This is a genomic window from Escherichia sp. E4930, assembly GCF_005845405.1.
Taxonomy (GTDB): Bacteria; Pseudomonadota; Gammaproteobacteria; order Enterobacterales; family Enterobacteriaceae; genus Escherichia.
On record NZ_VCDZ01000016.1, the window covers coordinates 44678 to 59691 of the forward strand.

The following is a 15014-nucleotide window of genomic DNA, read 5'->3' on the forward strand; positions in this document are numbered from 1 at the left end:
ATTTACTACTATGATTGATAATAATCTCTACTGTCTGGTGACTAAAGTGAATTTCAAATTACTGCCATGTTTGCTCGCGATAATGCTTACAGGATGCGATCGCGCAGAAGTGACGTTTTTCTTTTACGCCAGAGATGGCCAGTTTCTCTAATGAATTTGATTTTGATCCGCTGCGTGGTCCGGTTAAAGATTTCACCCAGACATTGATGAATGAACAAGGGGAAGTGACGAAACGTGTTTCAGGCAGCTTATCGGAAGAAGGTTGCTTCGATTCGCTTGAATTATTGGATCTGGAAAATAATACCGTGGTTGCCTTAGTGCTGGATGCGAATTATTACCGTGACGCGCAGACACTGGAGAAAAAAGTACGTTTACAGGGTAAATGTCAGTTAGCAGAATTACCTTCCGCCGGAGTGAGTTGGGAAACCGATGATAATGGCTTTGTAGTTAAAGCCAGCAGTAAACAGATGAAGGTGGATTATAGGTATGATGAACAGGGCTATCCGCTGGGTAAAACCACAGTAAGCAACGACAAAACGTTATCAGTCACTGCAACACCGTCACCTGATCCGATCAAAAAACTCGATTACACGGCAGTTACTTTACTGAATAATCAACAAGTTGGTAATGTTAAGCAAAGCTGTGAATATGACAGTCACGCCAATCCGGTGGACTGCCAATTGATCATTGTTGATGAAGCGGAAAAACCCGCCGTCGAACGGGTTTACACTATCAAAAATACCATTGATTATTATTAACGCTATTGCGCGGTCGGCTTCAGCATTGCCTGACCCGGCGTTTTATGTTCCGCCAGATACTGATGCTGGAATATACACATGCGAATGGCATTGCGATATTGACCATTAATAAAGAATTCATGCATCAGTTCACCTTCGACCGTAAAACCGAGCTTACGGTAAATGTGAATCGCTTTTTCATTTTCTTTATCGACAATCAGATACAGCTTATAGAGATTAAGAACAGTGAAGCCATAATCCATTGCTAATTTTGCTGCGCGTGTTGCCAGACCTTTACCCTGGTATTCCGGGGAGATGATTATCTGAAATTCTGCGCGGCGGTGGACATGGTTAATTTCAACCAGTTCCACCAGACCCGCTTTTTCACCATCGCACTCCACCACGAAACGACGCTCACTCTGATCGTGAATATGTTTATCGTACAGATCAGAGAGTTCAACAAAGGCTTCGTAGGGTTCCTCAAACCAGTAACGCATCACACTGGCGTTATTGTCGAGTTGATGCACATAGCGTAAATCTTCACGCTCCAGCGGACGTAGCTTAACACTGTGGGCGCTTGTCATAACGTGTCCTTACATTCCTTATATCAATAACAGGTTAGGGGGTAATTACGCGGCCAGTACGACGGTCCAGGCAACGTAAAGTATTCGGTTCCCAGTAGGCATTAATGTTGGCACTTTGTTCGCATTTATCGCGGCTATCGAATGCGGCGTCAACCTTATCCCATTCTTTCTCGGTGCGTTTATTGACTTTTTGACGCAGATTGCGAGTTTCATTCCATTGCTCTTTTTGCATTGTCGCCTGTTGGCGACTCTGTGCGCTGTCGCCAGACTCAATCACCAGTTTATTGGTTTCTGCATGAGTCGTTGCGCTAAATGCCAGTGCGCAAGGTAGCAGAAAAGCGAGCAGTCCGAGCCGTTTGCAGAAAGTAATATTCATGATTCATTCCTTACATGAATGTTTAAAGGGGATTTTACACGATCCACTGCGAACGCAAAACGTACCAGAAGGATGTATAGGGTGATGATATTATGTCGAGCCATAAATATACATGATGTCAATGAGTGACAAAGATGATTAAAACAACGTTACTGTTTTTTGCTACCGCCTTGTGTGAAATTGTCGGATGCTTCCTGCCCTGGCTATGGCTTAAACGGAACGCCAGCGTATGGCTGCTGGTTCCGGCGGGGATTTCCCTGGCGCTTTTCGTCTGGCTGTTAACATTGCATCCGGCGGCCAGTGGGCGAGTGTATGCAGCTTATGGTGGCGTTTATGTTTGCACGGCGCTGCTGTGGCTGCGGGTTGTGGATGGCGTAAAACTCAGTCTCTACGACTGGACTGGAGCATTGGTCGCGCTATGTGGGATGTTGATTATTGTTGCTGGCTGGGGACGAGCTTGATTTTGTCGGGAATGACCAATGTCTTTTATTATTAATAAGATATGCTCTACCCGGTGTCCAGGATAACAGCAAAGTCTGGCTTTTTTTAGATTTATTCACGGCGCAAATACGCGCTTATTTTTGTGATCACGCTTCCCTTTTCCAACATTTATACTTGTATGGTAGTAGCTCAGTTGCGTAGATTTCATGCATCACGACAAGCGATGCAAGGAATCGAACATGAAGATCGTAAGGGCTGAAGTTTTTGTTACCTGTCCGGGGCGTAATTTCGTCACCTTAAAAATCACCACCGAGGACGGTATTACCGGTCTTGGCGATGCCACACTGAATGGACGCGAGCTTTCCGTTGCGTCTTATCTGCAAGATCACCTTTGTCCGCAGCTTATAGGCCGCGATGCTCACCGTATCGAAGATATCTGGCAGTTTTTCTATAAAGGGGCGTACTGGCGTCGCGGTCCAGTCACCATGTCGGCCATTTCGGCTGTTGATATGGCGCTGTGGGACATTAAAGCCAAAGCCGCCAACATGCCGCTTTATCAGTTACTGGGTGGCGCGTCTCGCGAAGGGGTTATGGTTTATTGTCACACAACCGGTCACTCCATTGATGAGGCACTGGATGATTATGCTCGTCATCAGGAACTGGGGTTCAAAGCCATCCGCGTACAGTGCGGCATTCCAGGTATGAAGACCACCTATGGCATGTCCAAAGGCAAAGGTTTGGCTTATGAACCTGCGACAAAAGGGCAGTGGCCGGAGGAGCAGTTGTGGTCGACGGAAAAATATCTCGACTTCATGCCAAAACTGTTCGACGCGGTACGTAACAAGTTTGGTTTTGATGAACATCTGCTGCATGACATGCACCATCGTTTAACGCCTATTGAAGCGGCGCGTTTTGGTAAAAGCATTGAAGATTATCGCATGTTCTGGATGGAAGACCCGACGCCTGCGGAAAACCAGGAGTGTTTCCGCCTCATTCGCCAACACACCGTCACGCCAATTGCGGTGGGTGAAGTCTTCAATAGCATTTGGGACTGCAAACAACTGATAGAAGAACAACTCATCGACTATATCCGCACTACGCTGACTCATGCGGGCGGCATCACCGGTATGCGTCGGATCGCTGATTTCGCATCCCTGTATCAGGTACGCACTGGCTCACACGGTCCTTCTGATTTGTCGCCTGTCTGCATGGCTGCGGCGCTGCACTTTGATCTGTGGGTGCCGAATTTCGGTGTTCAGGAATATATGGGCTATTCAGAACAAATGCTCGAAGTCTTCCCGCATAACTGGACTTTCGATAACGGCTATATGCATCCGGGCGACAAACCGGGTCTTGGCATCGAGTTTGATGAAAAGCTGGCAGCAAAATACCCCTACGAACCCGCTTATCTGCCAGTCGCACGTCTGGAAGATGGCACGCTGTGGAACTGGTAAGGAGAAAAATAATGAAAAGTATTTTAATTGAAAAACCAAATCAACTGGCAATTATCGAACGTGAAATACCCAACCCGTCTGCGGGTGAAGTACGGGTAAAAGTGAAACTGGCTGGGATTTGTGGCTCTGATAGCCATATTTATCGCGGTCATAATCCGTTTGCAAAATATCCGCGCGTCATTGGCCACGAATTTTTTGGCGTGATTGATGCCGTCGGCGAAGGTATTGAAAACAGCCGGATCGGTGAACGTGTTGCGGTAGATCCGGTAGTGAGCTGTGGGCATTGCTATCCGTGCTCAATTGGTAAACCGAATGTTTGTACAATGCTAGCTGTATTAGGTGTTCACGCTGACGGTGGTTTCAGTGAATATGCCGTTGTTCCGGCAAAAAATGCGTGGAAAATCCCCGATGCAGTGGCAGATAAATTTGCGGTAATGATCGAGCCCTTTACCATTGCGGCGAACGTAACCGGACACGGTAAACCTACTGAAGATGACACCGTGCTGGTTTATGGCGCAGGTCCGATTGGCCTGACTATTGTTCAGGTATTAAAGGGTGTTTATAACGTCAAAAACGTGATTGTTGCCGATCGCATTGATGAACGACTGGAAAAAGCGAAAGAGAGCGGGGCGGATTGGGCGATTAATAATGGTCAGACTCCGCTTGGTGAAATATTCGCTGAAAAAGGAATCAAGCCAACATTAATTATTGATGCTGCTTGCCATCCGTCAATTTTGAAAGAAGCGGTTACATTGGCTTCTCCAGCGGCACGTATTGTGTTAATGGGCTTCTCCAGTGAACCGTCTGAAGTCATTCAGCAGGGAATTACCGGAAAAGAACTTTCTATTTTCTCATCCCGGTTAAATGCTAACAAATTCCCGGTCGTGATCGACTGGTTAAGCAAAGGGTTAATTAAACCAGAAAAATTAATTACCCACACGTTTGATTTTCAGCATGTTGCTGATGCCATAAGTTTATTTGAACAGGATCAAAAACATTGCTGCAAAGTCTTACTCACTTTTTCTGAATAATACCAATAACAGCGAGTAAGTAGTACGCATCTTACCTCTTATTTAGAGATATCCATTATGACAATAGAAAAACACGAAAGAAGCACTAAGGATTTGGTGAAAGCAGCAGTGTCGGGATGGTTGGGGACTGCGCTTGAATTCATGGATTTTCAGCTATATTCGCTCGGCGCAGCGTTAGTGTTTCATGAAATATTTTTCCCGGAATCATCAACCGCAATGGCGTTAATTCTGGCAATGGGAACCTACGGTGCAGGCTATGTGGCACGTATTGTCGGAGCATTTATTTTCGGCAAAATGGGCGACAGAATAGGGCGTAAAAAAGTACTCTTTATTACCATCACCATGATGGGGATCTGTACCACCCTAATTGGCGTGTTGCCGACCTATGCGCAGATTGGTGTTTTTGCGCCAATCTTGCTGGTGACGCTGCGTATTATTCAGGGGTTGGGAGCCGGCGCGGAAATTTCTGGTGCAGGTACTATGCTTGCTGAATATGCACCGAAAGGAAAGCGCGGAATTATCTCCTCGTTCGTCGCGATGGGAACGAACTGCGGAACCTTGAGCGCAACGGCAATCTGGGCCTTTATGTTCTTTATTCTCAGTAAAGAAGAACTGCTGGCATGGGGATGGCGTATACCGTTCCTGGCGAGTGTGGTAGTAATGGTCTTTGCTATCTGGCTGCGTATGAACCTGAAAGAAAGCCCGGTATTTGAGAAGGTTAATGACAGTCAGCAACCTGCGCCAAAAGCTGTGCCTTCTGGTAGTATGTTCCAGAGCAAATCTTTTTGGCTGGCAACGGGTCTTCGTTTTGGGCAAGCAGGAAACTCCGGCCTGATTCAAACTTTCCTTGCAGGTTATTTAGTACAGACGTTGCTGTTTAATAAAGCGATTCCGACAGATGCCTTAATGATCAGCTCAATTATCGGTTTTATGACTATTCCATTCCTGGGATGGTTGTCCGATAAAATTGGTCGTCGTATTCCCTACATTATTATGAATACTTCAGCCATTGTGCTGGCGTGGCCAATGCTGTCTATTATCGTCGATAAAAGCTATGCCCCGAGCACCATCATGGTTGCGTTGATTGTGATTCATAACTGTGCGGTATTGGGATTATTTGCCCTGGAAAACATTACTATGGCAGAGATGTTCGGCTGTAAAAACCGCTTTACCCGGATGGCAATTTCTAAAGAAATTGGTGGTCTTATTGCTTCCGGTTTCGGTCCTATCCTGGCGGGTATTTTCTGCACCATGACTGAATCCTGGTATCCCATTGCGATAATGATTATGGCTTATTCTGTTATCGGTTTAATCTCCGCGCTGAAAATGCCAGAAGTTAAAGACCGCGATTTGAGTGCGCTGGAAGATGCGGCAGAAGATCAACCGCGCGTTGTAAGAGCTGCGCAACCTTCAACAAGTCTGTAAATCCAGAATCCCTTCTCTTAGTGAGGAGGGATTTTTTATTCATATAACAAACCATTCAGCTTGCCATATTGAAATTAAAGGAATTGTCATGGGAAATAATTTGTTATCAGCAAAAGCGACACTCCCTGTTTATGATCGTAATAACCTGGCGCCCAAAATTGTTCATTTAGGTTTTGGCGCATTTCATCGCGCGCATCAGGGAGTGTATGCCGATATCCTGGCTGCCCAGCATCACAGCGATTGGGGCTACTATGAAGTGAACCTGATTGGCGGTGAACAACAAATCGCCGATCTAAAACAGCAAGATAATCTCTATACCGTTGCGGAAATGTCGGCCGATGCCTGGACCGCTCGTGTTGTGGGGGTAGTGAAAAAAGCGTTGCACGTGCAAATAGACGGTTTAGAAGCTGTGCTTGCTGCCATGTGCGAACCGCAAATTGCAATTGTTTCTCTGACTATTACAGAGAAAGGCTATTTTCACTCTCCGGCGACCGGGCAGTTAATGCTGGATCACCCGATGATCGTTGACGATCTAAATAATCCTCACCAGCCGAAAACGGCAGCAGGGGTTATTGTGGAGGCGCTAGCCCGGCGCAAGGCCGCAGGCTTACCGGCATTTACGGTAATGTCGTGCGACAATATGCCGGAAAATGGTCATGTGATGCGTGACGTTGTCACTTCTTACGCGCATGCAGTCGATACAGAACTGGCGCAATGGATTGTCGAAAACGTGACTTTTCCTTCGACAATGGTTGATCGCATTGTTCCGGCGGTGACGGCAGAAACGCTGAATAAAATTGAGCACCTTACCGGCATGCGCGATCCAGCAGGTGTTGCCTGTGAACCGTTCCGTCAGTGGGTTATTGAAGATAACTTTGTTGCCGGACGTCCGGAATGGCAAAAAGCAGGTGCTGAACTGGTCAGCGATGTGCTGCCTTATGAAGAGATGAAACTGCGTATGCTCAATGGCAGCCACTCATTCCTGGCGTATCTGGGCTATCTGGCCGGATATCAGCATATTAACGACTGCATGGAAGATGAAAATTATCGCCGTGCGGCACATGCCTTGATGTTGCAGGAACAGGCGCCGACGCTGAAAGTGCAGGGCGTGGATCTGCAAAATTATGCGGATCGACTGATTGAACGCTACAGTAATCCAGCGTTACGCCATCGAACCTGGCAGATTGCGATGGATGGCAGTCAGAAACTCCCACAGCGTATGCTGGATTCCATTCGCTGGCATCTGAAACAGGGCAGCGCGTTCGATTTGTTGGCGCTTGGCGTCGCTGGTTGGATGCGATATGTCGGCGGTGTTGATGAGCAGGGTAATCCCATCGAAATCAGCGACCCGTTATTACCGGCCATTCAGAAGGCCGTGCAAAGTAGTGCAGAAGGGAAAGCGCGCGTGCAGTCCTTGATGGTGATTAATGCGATATTTGGTGATGATTTGCCGAACAATGCGTTGTTCACTGCAAAGGTGACGGAAGCGTATTTGTCTTTATTAGCGCATGGTGCGAAAGCGACCGTGGCGAAATATGCGGTGAAGTGATAAGTGACAGCAATGCCGCCGATGGCGGCATTCACACGCTTAGTTCATGCCGAGACGAATCAGGTCCAGAGGTGCGAGTTTTTCATCACAACCTTCAACTACTACGGTTTTACCGCGGCGGATTTGCTCTGCGGTCAGACCTTCAGTATCAATCGACAGGATCTTGCCAGTGTGACCGGTGCCGCTAACCATAACACGGCTGCCAGTAGTGATTGCGTTACGGTTACGATCGTAGGTCGTCATAGGTGTTTTCTCCTTTCTGATTTACAGTCGAAGCCCACGTAACGGGCGCAATATAAATACTCCTGTCGAGTGAATTTTTTTTTGTTTATGATCAAGTTCACATCTTTTTTGATGCTTGCATAAACCAGAAGAAAGGGATGAACTCTCACCCCGAATGGGATGAGAGGTAAAGAATTACTCTTCGCTGAACCAGTCGCTATTTTCCTGGCGTATTAGCTGTACGGACTCGCTAATCTCCTGCAAATGCAATGCCATTGCCTTTTCAACGGCATCACCATCATGTGTTTGCAGCGCAGAGAAAATATCCATGTGCTGGCGAAGCAGCATTTCCGGCGGCGAAACGTGGTCAAAACTCATGTAGCGCACCCGGTCAACGGTCGCTTTCAGGTTTTCAATGGTGTCCCAGGCGAGCTGACAGTCAGCAATATCGGTAAGGAGTTGATGGAAGTTGTCATCAAGTTCAAAAAAATCATCCAGTTGTTTGCGCTCAATGGCAATGCGTTGCTGGTGAAGATTTTGCTCAAGTTGGTAGCACTGGCTTTCAGTGATCATGCTCGCTGCCCGCCGTGCCACCGCGCACTCAATGGCCTGTCGAATAAAACTGCCATTGCGAACCTGGGTCATGGAGATTTTATTGACGTAGCTGCCACGCTGCGGGCGAATTTGAATCAGGCCGTTTTCAGCCAGTTTAATGAAGGCTTCGCGAACCGGCTGGCGTGACACATTGAAACGAACAGAAACTTCTTTTTCCGACAATGGCGTACCTGGTGCAATCAGACAATGCACAATGTCGCGGCGAAGAATACGGTAAATTTGCTGATTGACAGGCTGTGTGGGATTAAGTTGTGTTTCGACGGTCATTCGTTATTGCTTTTGAGTGGGTTAACTGCAAGAGTCTACCACTTTTTTGTGACAAGCAATAACCCGGCGGTGAGGCCGGGTATAAAAATTAATGCCGATGGACATTCAACCCGGCATAGCTTTGGGTAACCGGCATCATTTCCAGGGTATTGATGTTAACGTGAGCGGGGAGAGTGGCTACCCACCAGACGGCTTCGCTGACATCTTCTGGCGTCAGTGCAACGGTATTTTGATAGGTTTTTTCTGCTTTGCCGTCATCGCCTTTAAAGCGGACATTGGAAAATTCGGTGCCACCCACCAGCCCGGGTTCGATGTCTGTGACACGTACTGCCGTACCGTGCAGATCTGTGCGTAAATTCAGGCTGAACTGACGAACAAAGGCTTTTGTCGCGCCGTAGACGTTGCCACCTGCATATGGCCAGCTACCCGCCGTTGAACCAATGTTAATAATGTGACCACGATTGCGCTCAACCATGCCCGGCAGGACTGCGCGCGTCATATACACGAGGCCCTTATTGTTGGTATCAATCATGGTTTCCCAGTCTTCAACGCTCGCTTTATGTGCAGGTTCCATACCCAGCGCCAGTCCAGCATTGTTCACCAGAATATCAATGTCACTCCACTCGGCAGGAAGCAATGCCAGCATTTCTTCAATGGCGGCGCGGTTACGGACGTCCAGTTGGGCAATATACAGATTATCGCCTAGCTCGTCTTTTAACTCCTGCAACCGCTCCTGACGACGACCAGTGGCGATAACTTTATGCCCTTGTTGAATAAAACGACGAGTAATGCATTCACCAAAACCTGCCGTTGCTCCAGTTACTAAAACGATCATCTCACTGTTCCTCAACGCTTTTGTGTGTCACTAACATAGCACGTGATGCTTAAGAGCGGGTAATACTGGTTTGCAACATTGCACTCCGTTATCAGTAAGCCTACGCTATGGAACACCTCGTTTTCAGGAGTAGAAAATGTCAACGACGAATCCTTTTCTTACGCAGAGCACGCTGCCTTATATGGCGCCCCATTTTGATCAGATTGCAAATCATCACTATCGCCCGGCATTCGACGAGGGGATGCGGCAAAAGCGGGTTGAGATAGAAGCGATAGCGTTAAACCCACAGACGCCCGATTTTACTAATACTATTCTGGCTCTTGAAAAGAGCGGGGAATTACTCACACGTGTGACCAGCGTCTTTTTCGCTATGACCTCGGCGCATACCAACGATGAATTACAGCGTCTTGATGAACAGTTCTCGGCAGAACTTGCAGAACTGGCTAATGACATTTACCTGAACGGCGAATTGTTCGCTCGGGTCGATGCCATCTGGCAGCGCCGTGAATCTCTGAGTCTTGATAGCGAATCTATTCGACTGGTCGAGGTGATTCATCAACGTTTTGTTCTTGCCGGGGCCAAACTTGCAGAGGCCGACAAAGCAAAATTAAAAGTGCTGAATACAGAGGCCGCGACCCTTATCAGTCAGTTTAACCAGCGGTTATTAGCGGCGAACAAATCCGGTGGGCTGGTGGTTGACGATATTAGGCAACTGGCGGGGATGAGTGAGCAAGATATTGCCCTGGCGGCGGATGCAGCGCGCGAGAAAGGTCTGGATAACAAGTGGCTTATCCCACTGCTGAATACCACCCAGCAACCGGCGCTTGCCGAACTGCGCGATCGCGCGACGCGTGAAAAACTGTTCACTGCGGGCTGGACGCGAGCAGAAAAAAATGACGCTAACGATACCCGTGCCATTATTCAACGGCTGGTGGAGATCCGCGCGCAGCAGGCGAAACTGCTTGGTTTCCCTCATTATGCTGCGTGGAAAATCGCCGACCAGATGGCAAAAACACCCGAAGCAGCACTTAACTTCATGCGTGAAATTGTCCCGGCCGCGCGTAAGCGAGCAGACGATGAACTGGCGTCTATTCAGGCGGTTATCGAAAAGCAGCAAGGCGGATTTAGCGTCCAGCCGTGGGACTGGGCATTTTATGCCGAGCAGGTAAGACGCGAGAAATTCTGTCTCGATGAAGCGCAGCTCAAACCTTATTTCGAATTGAACACAGTGTTGAATGAGGGGGTATTCTGGACTGCTAATCAGCTTTTCGGCATTAAATTTGTCGAGCGCTTTGATATACCGGTCTATCATCCGGATGTGCGCGTATGGGAAATATTTGACCATAACGGAGTCGGTCTTGCGCTATTTTACGGTGATTTCTTTGCCCGTGATTCCAAAAGCGGCGGCGCGTGGATGGGGAATTTTGTTGAGCAATCCACGCTCAATGACACACGTCCCGTTATTTACAATGTTTGCAATTATCAGAAACCAGCGACAGGCGAACCTGCATTGTTATTGTGGGACGATGTTATAACCTTATTCCATGAATTTGGTCATACGCTGCACGGCCTGTTTGCCAGCCAACGTTATGCGACGCTTTCTGGCACCAACACGCCGCGTGATTTCGTCGAGTTCCCTTCACAAATCAACGAACATTGGGCGACAAATCCGCAGGTATTCTCTCGCTATGCGAGGCATTACCAAACCGGAGAAACCATGCCGGAAGAGTTACAACAGAAAATGCGCAATGCCAGCCTGTTCAATAAAGGCTACGAGATGAGCGAGTTACTTAGCGCTGCGCTTCTTGATATGCGCTGGCATTGTCTGGAGGAGAATGAAGCACGCCAGGACGTGGACGATTTCGAGCTTCGGGCGCTGGCGGCGGAAAACATAGATCTTCCCGCTGTACCGCCGCGTTATCGCAGCAGTTATTTCGCTCACATTTTTGGTGGCGGATATGCGGCGGGTTACTACGCGTATCTGTGGACGCAAATGCTGGCAGACGATGGTTATCAATGGTTTGTCGAGGAAGGCGGTTTAACGCGTGAAAATGGGCAACGTTTTCGCGACGCTATCCTTTCCAAAGGTAATAGCGAAGATTTAGAACACCTGTATCGCCAATGGCGAGGTAAGGCACCACAGATTACACCGATGCTGCAACATCGCGGCTTGAACGTATAATTCCTCCATATAGCACCGGGCTACATCCAGTCCGGTGCTATATTATAATATGCTGTTCATTTCTTTTTTAGTTATCCGGGAACTGCGTACATTTGCAGAAATAATTGGATTTATAATACTGCCAAAAGACCTAATCTTTCAGGCCATTACCTTCTTCCCTTTGGCATAATCGGTATTATATCTTCTGGCTTGAATTTAACGTGTTCTGACAGATTTAATCACTTTTTTCTGTTTATTTTGTTTTAAATCACGCCGTTATATTTTTATCCATTAATTAATGTTTTTTCTATGGAATTGTTGACATAAATTTTCTTTTCTTTCGTTACAATAGAACGCATAAAGAATTGTGAAAAAGGAGTGGTAATGATCAAGAAGACAACGGAAATCGATGCTATCTTGTTAGATCTCAATAAGGCTATCGATGCCCATTACCAGTGGCTGGTGAGTATGTTCCATAGCGTGGTAGCGAGAGATACCAGTCAGCCAGAAATTACGGATAACCATTCTTATGAACTGTGCCAGTTTGGTCGGTGGCTTGATCATCATGGACCACTCGATAGTGATGAATTACCCTACGTTCGGATAATCGATTCTACCCATCAACATATGCATAACTGTGGCCGGGAATTAATGCTGGCTATTGTCGAAAATCGCTGGCAAGAAGTTCATTTTGACGAATTTCAGGAAGGGTTGCTTTCTTTTACCGCAGCATTAACAGATTACAAAATTTATTTGCTGACTATTCGCAGCAATATGGATGTATTGACGGGATTACCTGGTCGTCGGGTACTTGATGAATCCTTTGATCATCAATTACGTAATGCTGAACCATTAAATCTTTATTTAATGCTGCTGGATATAGACCGATTTAAATTGGTTAATGATACCTACGGGCATTTAATCGGTGATGTGGTATTACGAACCCTGGCGACTTACTTAGCCGGTTGGACGCGTGACTACGATACGGTTTATCGCTATGGTGGTGAAGAGTTTATTATTATCATCAAAGCGCAAAATGATGATGAGGCGTGTCGTGCTGGGCTACGTATTTGTCAGTTAGTCGATAACCATGCCATAGCGCATCCTGGCGGACATATCCCAATAACAGTGACCGCTGGCGTGAGCCGCGCATTTCCTGAAGAATCGCTGGATGTGGTTATAGGAAGAGCAGATAAAGCAATGTATGAAGGCAAGCAGACCGGAAGAAATCGCTGCATGTTTATTGACGAACAAAACGTGATTGCCCGAGTTTAAGCTCTGTTTAACATTCATTGAGAAAAATAATGCTACTGTGTCAAAGAACCGTTACCAGCGCAGAGAAATGCCTGATAGCGTAAAAGCAAAACACAAATCGATCCATGCAAGCATTCACCGCCGGTTTACTGGCGGTTTTTTTTCGCCGTCAAAAAATCAGGCCCCTTGCACGCAACTGTAACAAGGGGCCGGTTAGGTGAGGGATTATCTCCGTTCATTAGTCATCCCATTTGTAGCTGAAATATGCGGCCAGAAAGCCAGAAAATAAAATTATTCCCAGAACAGCTATAAAAACATTGATATTACCCAACATTATTTTCCTCCGTTTATTGTGTGGTGTGTTTCCTCGCTTACCTTAATTTCATCTCAATGAGAAAGATATTAGCAGAGATTACCTAAACAAAGGCTGAATCAGGCGGTTATTGTGATGGGGAACGGCTGTTTTTACGATATTGCGAAGGGGATAATAAAAAAAACGTTGGTGAAAGTGATGACGCAATAACGCTGAATTGCCAAAACCCGTCAGCTCGGCAATTTTATCGATGTTAAAAGCCGAATTTTGCAGATAATCCTGTACTCGTATTAAGCGCTCATTGAGCAGCCAGCGGGCGGGCGTCATGCCGGTTAACGCCTCAAAACGTCTCAAAAAAGTGCGCGGACTCATATTTACCCGCTCGGCGAGGGAAGGCTATGCCTTTGCCTCAGAATAATGATTAGCAAAGCCGTGCCAGCAGTGGCACGGCACGAATGTCAACAGAGTGCTGGCTGCCCCTGGTGTCTGGCGTTAATACCTTTTAACATCAGCGCCCACGCGGCAATGATGACTACCGCCAGGATGATAAACAGCGAGGAAGACGGGAGAGTGGTCAGTACCACACCACTCACTAATGGATTTACCGCTGCACCCAACCAGCCTAATGACTGAGCGGAAAAATAGCTGGCTTTCATTCCAGGCGGCGCAATATGGTCAATCAACATATACTCACCGGGAGCATAAATAATTTCACCAACAGTAAATACCGCGGCTGAAATTCCCCACAATAGCAGGCTGTTTCCGGAAAAAATAAAACCGACCAGCCCGACGACAAAACAGAGTGTGCCTACCGTCATCAGCGCGCGGATGTTGGTCGGGTTAATTCGTCGCCCAACGGAATACTGCAACGTAACCACCATCGCGGCATTAACAGGCAGGACCACTGCGACCACTTTTTCAGCAAAACCACTATCCGCTATGACCATCACATATTGCGAGATACAAGAGGCAAAGGCACCGCTCACGAAAGAAGCCAGAAAGGCCGAGCAGGTGAACCACAGCAGCGCTTTATCCCGTAACAAAACCTTTGGCGACCAGACGCTGCCTGTTTCTGTGGCGATGATTTTCTCGCTGCGCTTTACCCAAATTTGAATGAATAACATGGGAAACGCAGAGCAGATAGCTGCCAGCCAAAAGGGCAGATTGATGCTCTGCATGACTAACAGGGTGCCGAGTGGTGGGCCGACGGTCCAGCCAATGTTGAGCATGGTGTAGTTGATCGAGAAGATCTTCGTTTTGCTGGTGGATGAAAGATTGTCGGCAAACCAGGCTTTCAATACAGTGGCAAAAACGGAATAGGCACAGTTGATGAGTGCGAAAAAAAGTACCACCAGTGTGACGCTGTCCACCAGGGGAATGGCGATAAAACCGCTGGCGAAGGCCGTAATTGCCAGTAACATATAGCGTTTCTTGTCGAACTTATCCGCCAGGATACCAAAACCGAGGCTAAAAACGACGCCAATAGTGAGCGCAATTGTCATCGCATAACCAATGAGATCGACACCCAGGCTGTACTGGCGACTCAAGTAAATAGTCATAAATGGCAGCGTAGCGCCGCGTCCGATAGTTAATAACAACGACGAGGCGAGAAGGGCGCAAGTAGAGCGTCTCAGAGATAAGTTCATTTGGCTGTCCGACAATGCATTTCGTTATGTTTTGTTTTTGAGATGTAAAGAAATAGCATGGCAAAAATCCGAAGTATAGCGACTTATTTGCCATTAATGCCGTG

14 protein-coding genes and 3 pseudogenes are annotated in these 15014 nt (G+C 47.2%); 8 read left to right on the forward strand and 9 right to left on the reverse strand.

What is annotated here, in order from left to right; all coding sequences use genetic code 11:
• Positions 1 to 46 precede the first annotated feature (46 nt).
• Positions 47 to 758, forward strand: a pseudogene (locus tag FFT88_RS17645) (YnfC family lipoprotein).
• Positions 759 to 760: 2 nt separating this feature from the next.
• Here FFT88_RS17645 and speG read toward each other — a convergent pair.
• Both speG and FFT88_RS17655 read right to left on the reverse strand, forming a co-directional pair.
• Positions 761 to 1321: a spermidine N1-acetyltransferase gene (speG, locus tag FFT88_RS17650; RefSeq protein ID WP_064529978.1), complete on the reverse strand. Its 561-nt coding sequence runs from the start codon at positions 1319 to 1321 to the stop codon at positions 761 to 763.
• Between the two features lie 34 nt (positions 1322 to 1355).
• Positions 1356 to 1697 (reverse strand): DUF1283 family protein, encoded by a 342-nt coding sequence (locus FFT88_RS17655; RefSeq protein ID WP_130219077.1) that lies wholly within the window; start codon positions 1695 to 1697, stop codon positions 1356 to 1358.
• Between the two features lie 134 nt (positions 1698 to 1831).
• On the opposite strand from FFT88_RS17655, the gene FFT88_RS17660 reads away from it, so the two are divergent.
• From FFT88_RS17660 to FFT88_RS17680, 5 genes are all read left to right on the forward strand, one after another.
• Complete coding sequence (locus FFT88_RS17660) at positions 1832 to 2158, forward strand: YnfA family protein (RefSeq protein ID WP_064529976.1); 327 nt, start codon at positions 1832 to 1834, stop codon at positions 2156 to 2158.
• Between the two features lie 219 nt (positions 2159 to 2377).
• Complete coding sequence (gene rspA, locus FFT88_RS17665; RefSeq protein WP_064529975.1) at positions 2378 to 3592, forward strand: starvation-sensing protein RspA; 1215 nt, start codon at positions 2378 to 2380, stop codon at positions 3590 to 3592.
• 11 nt (positions 3593 to 3603) lie between these two features.
• The gene (locus tag FFT88_RS17670; protein ID WP_130219079.1) at positions 3604 to 4623 is read left to right on the forward strand and encodes a Zn-dependent oxidoreductase; all 1020 of its coding nucleotides are present in this window, start codon (positions 3604 to 3606) and stop codon (positions 4621 to 4623) included.
• A gap of 57 nt (positions 4624 to 4680) precedes the next feature.
• Entirely contained in the window at positions 4681 to 6048 is a 1368-nt protein-coding gene (ydfJ, locus tag FFT88_RS17675) for an MHS family MFS transporter YdfJ (protein ID WP_130219081.1), read from the forward strand.
• 88 nt (positions 6049 to 6136) lie between these two features.
• Positions 6137 to 7597, forward strand: a complete 1461-nt coding sequence (locus FFT88_RS17680; RefSeq protein WP_135405882.1) for a mannitol dehydrogenase family protein — start codon at positions 6137 to 6139, stop codon at positions 7595 to 7597.
• Positions 7598 to 7636: 39 nt separating this feature from the next.
• Here the strand turns inward: FFT88_RS17680 and ydfZ are convergent, their stop codons facing one another.
• The 3 genes from ydfZ to ydfG form a co-directional block, all read right to left on the reverse strand.
• Positions 7637 to 7840, reverse strand: coding sequence for a putative selenium delivery protein YdfZ (ydfZ, locus tag FFT88_RS17685; RefSeq protein ID WP_000214710.1), 204 nt, complete (start codon positions 7838 to 7840; stop codon positions 7637 to 7639).
• A gap of 174 nt (positions 7841 to 8014) precedes the next feature.
• Complete coding sequence (gene rspR / locus FFT88_RS17690; protein ID WP_130219085.1) at positions 8015 to 8701, reverse strand: DNA-binding transcriptional regulator rspR; 687 nt, start codon at positions 8699 to 8701, stop codon at positions 8015 to 8017.
• An 88-nt stretch (positions 8702 to 8789) separates the two neighbouring features.
• Positions 8790 to 9536, reverse strand: coding sequence for a bifunctional NADP-dependent 3-hydroxy acid dehydrogenase/3-hydroxypropionate dehydrogenase YdfG (ydfG, locus tag FFT88_RS17695; protein ID WP_130224796.1), 747 nt, complete (start codon positions 9534 to 9536; stop codon positions 8790 to 8792).
• Positions 9537 to 9672: 136 nt separating this feature from the next.
• On the opposite strand from ydfG, the gene dcp reads away from it, so the two are divergent.
• Entirely contained in the window at positions 9673 to 11718 is a 2046-nt protein-coding gene (gene dcp / locus FFT88_RS17700) for a peptidyl-dipeptidase Dcp (RefSeq protein ID WP_135405883.1), read from the forward strand.
• Between the two features lie 363 nt (positions 11719 to 12081).
• Positions 12082 to 12972 (forward strand): diguanylate cyclase, encoded by an 891-nt coding sequence (locus tag FFT88_RS17705; protein ID WP_135405884.1) that lies wholly within the window; start codon positions 12082 to 12084, stop codon positions 12970 to 12972.
• A gap of 114 nt (positions 12973 to 13086) precedes the next feature.
• Here FFT88_RS17705 and FFT88_RS25660 read toward each other — a convergent pair.
• The 4 genes and pseudogenes from FFT88_RS25660 to ydeE form a co-directional block, all read right to left on the reverse strand.
• A pseudogene (locus tag FFT88_RS25660) lies at positions 13087 to 13190 on the reverse strand (hypothetical protein).
• The gene (gene mgtS, locus FFT88_RS17715) at positions 13190 to 13285 is read right to left on the reverse strand and encodes a protein MgtS (RefSeq protein WP_135405886.1); all 96 of its coding nucleotides are present in this window, start codon (positions 13283 to 13285) and stop codon (positions 13190 to 13192) included. The pseudogene FFT88_RS25660 and the gene mgtS overlap by 1 nt, the downstream one beginning before the upstream one ends.
• A 106-nt stretch (positions 13286 to 13391) precedes the next feature.
• A pseudogene (locus tag FFT88_RS17720) lies at positions 13392 to 13657 on the reverse strand (helix-turn-helix domain-containing protein); the annotation flags it as partial.
• A gap of 65 nt (positions 13658 to 13722) precedes the next feature.
• A complete protein-coding gene (ydeE, locus tag FFT88_RS17725) occupies positions 13723 to 14910 on the reverse strand; it encodes an efflux MFS transporter YdeE (protein WP_135405887.1) in 1188 nt (395 codons plus the stop codon).
• Positions 14911 to 15014: the final 104 nt, after the last annotated feature.

Bases quoted from the DNA above. Each gene is read 5' to 3' on its own strand.
- speG (WP_064529978.1), bottom strand. From the start codon at position 1,321: ATGACAAGCGCCCACAGTGTTAAGCTACGTCCGCTGGAGCGTGAAGAT.
- FFT88_RS17655 (WP_130219077.1), bottom strand. From the start codon at position 1,697: ATGAATATTACTTTCTGCAAACGGCTCGGACTGCTCGCTTTTCTGCTA.
- FFT88_RS17660 (WP_064529976.1), top strand. From the start codon at position 1,832: ATGATTAAAACAACGTTACTGTTTTTTGCTACCGCCTTGTGTGAAATT.
- rspA (WP_064529975.1), top strand. From the start codon at position 2,378: ATGAAGATCGTAAGGGCTGAAGTTTTTGTTACCTGTCCGGGGCGTAAT.
- FFT88_RS17670 (WP_130219079.1), top strand. From the start codon at position 3,604: ATGAAAAGTATTTTAATTGAAAAACCAAATCAACTGGCAATTATCGAA.
- ydfJ (WP_130219081.1), top strand. From the start codon at position 4,681: ATGACAATAGAAAAACACGAAAGAAGCACTAAGGATTTGGTGAAAGCA.
- FFT88_RS17680 (WP_135405882.1), top strand. From the start codon at position 6,137: ATGGGAAATAATTTGTTATCAGCAAAAGCGACACTCCCTGTTTATGAT.
- ydfZ (WP_000214710.1), bottom strand. From the start codon at position 7,840: ATGACGACCTACGATCGTAACCGTAACGCAATCACTACTGGCAGCCGT.
- rspR (WP_130219085.1), bottom strand. From the start codon at position 8,701: ATGACCGTCGAAACACAACTTAATCCCACACAGCCTGTCAATCAGCAA.
- ydfG (WP_130224796.1), bottom strand. From the start codon at position 9,536: ATGATCGTTTTAGTAACTGGAGCAACGGCAGGTTTTGGTGAATGCATT.
- dcp (WP_135405883.1), top strand. From the start codon at position 9,673: ATGTCAACGACGAATCCTTTTCTTACGCAGAGCACGCTGCCTTATATG.
- FFT88_RS17705 (WP_135405884.1), top strand. From the start codon at position 12,082: ATGATCAAGAAGACAACGGAAATCGATGCTATCTTGTTAGATCTCAAT.
- mgtS (WP_135405886.1), bottom strand. From the start codon at position 13,285: ATGTTGGGTAATATCAATGTTTTTATAGCTGTTCTGGGAATAATTTTA.
- ydeE (WP_135405887.1), bottom strand. From the start codon at position 14,910: ATGAACTTATCTCTGAGACGCTCTACTTGCGCCCTTCTCGCCTCGTCG.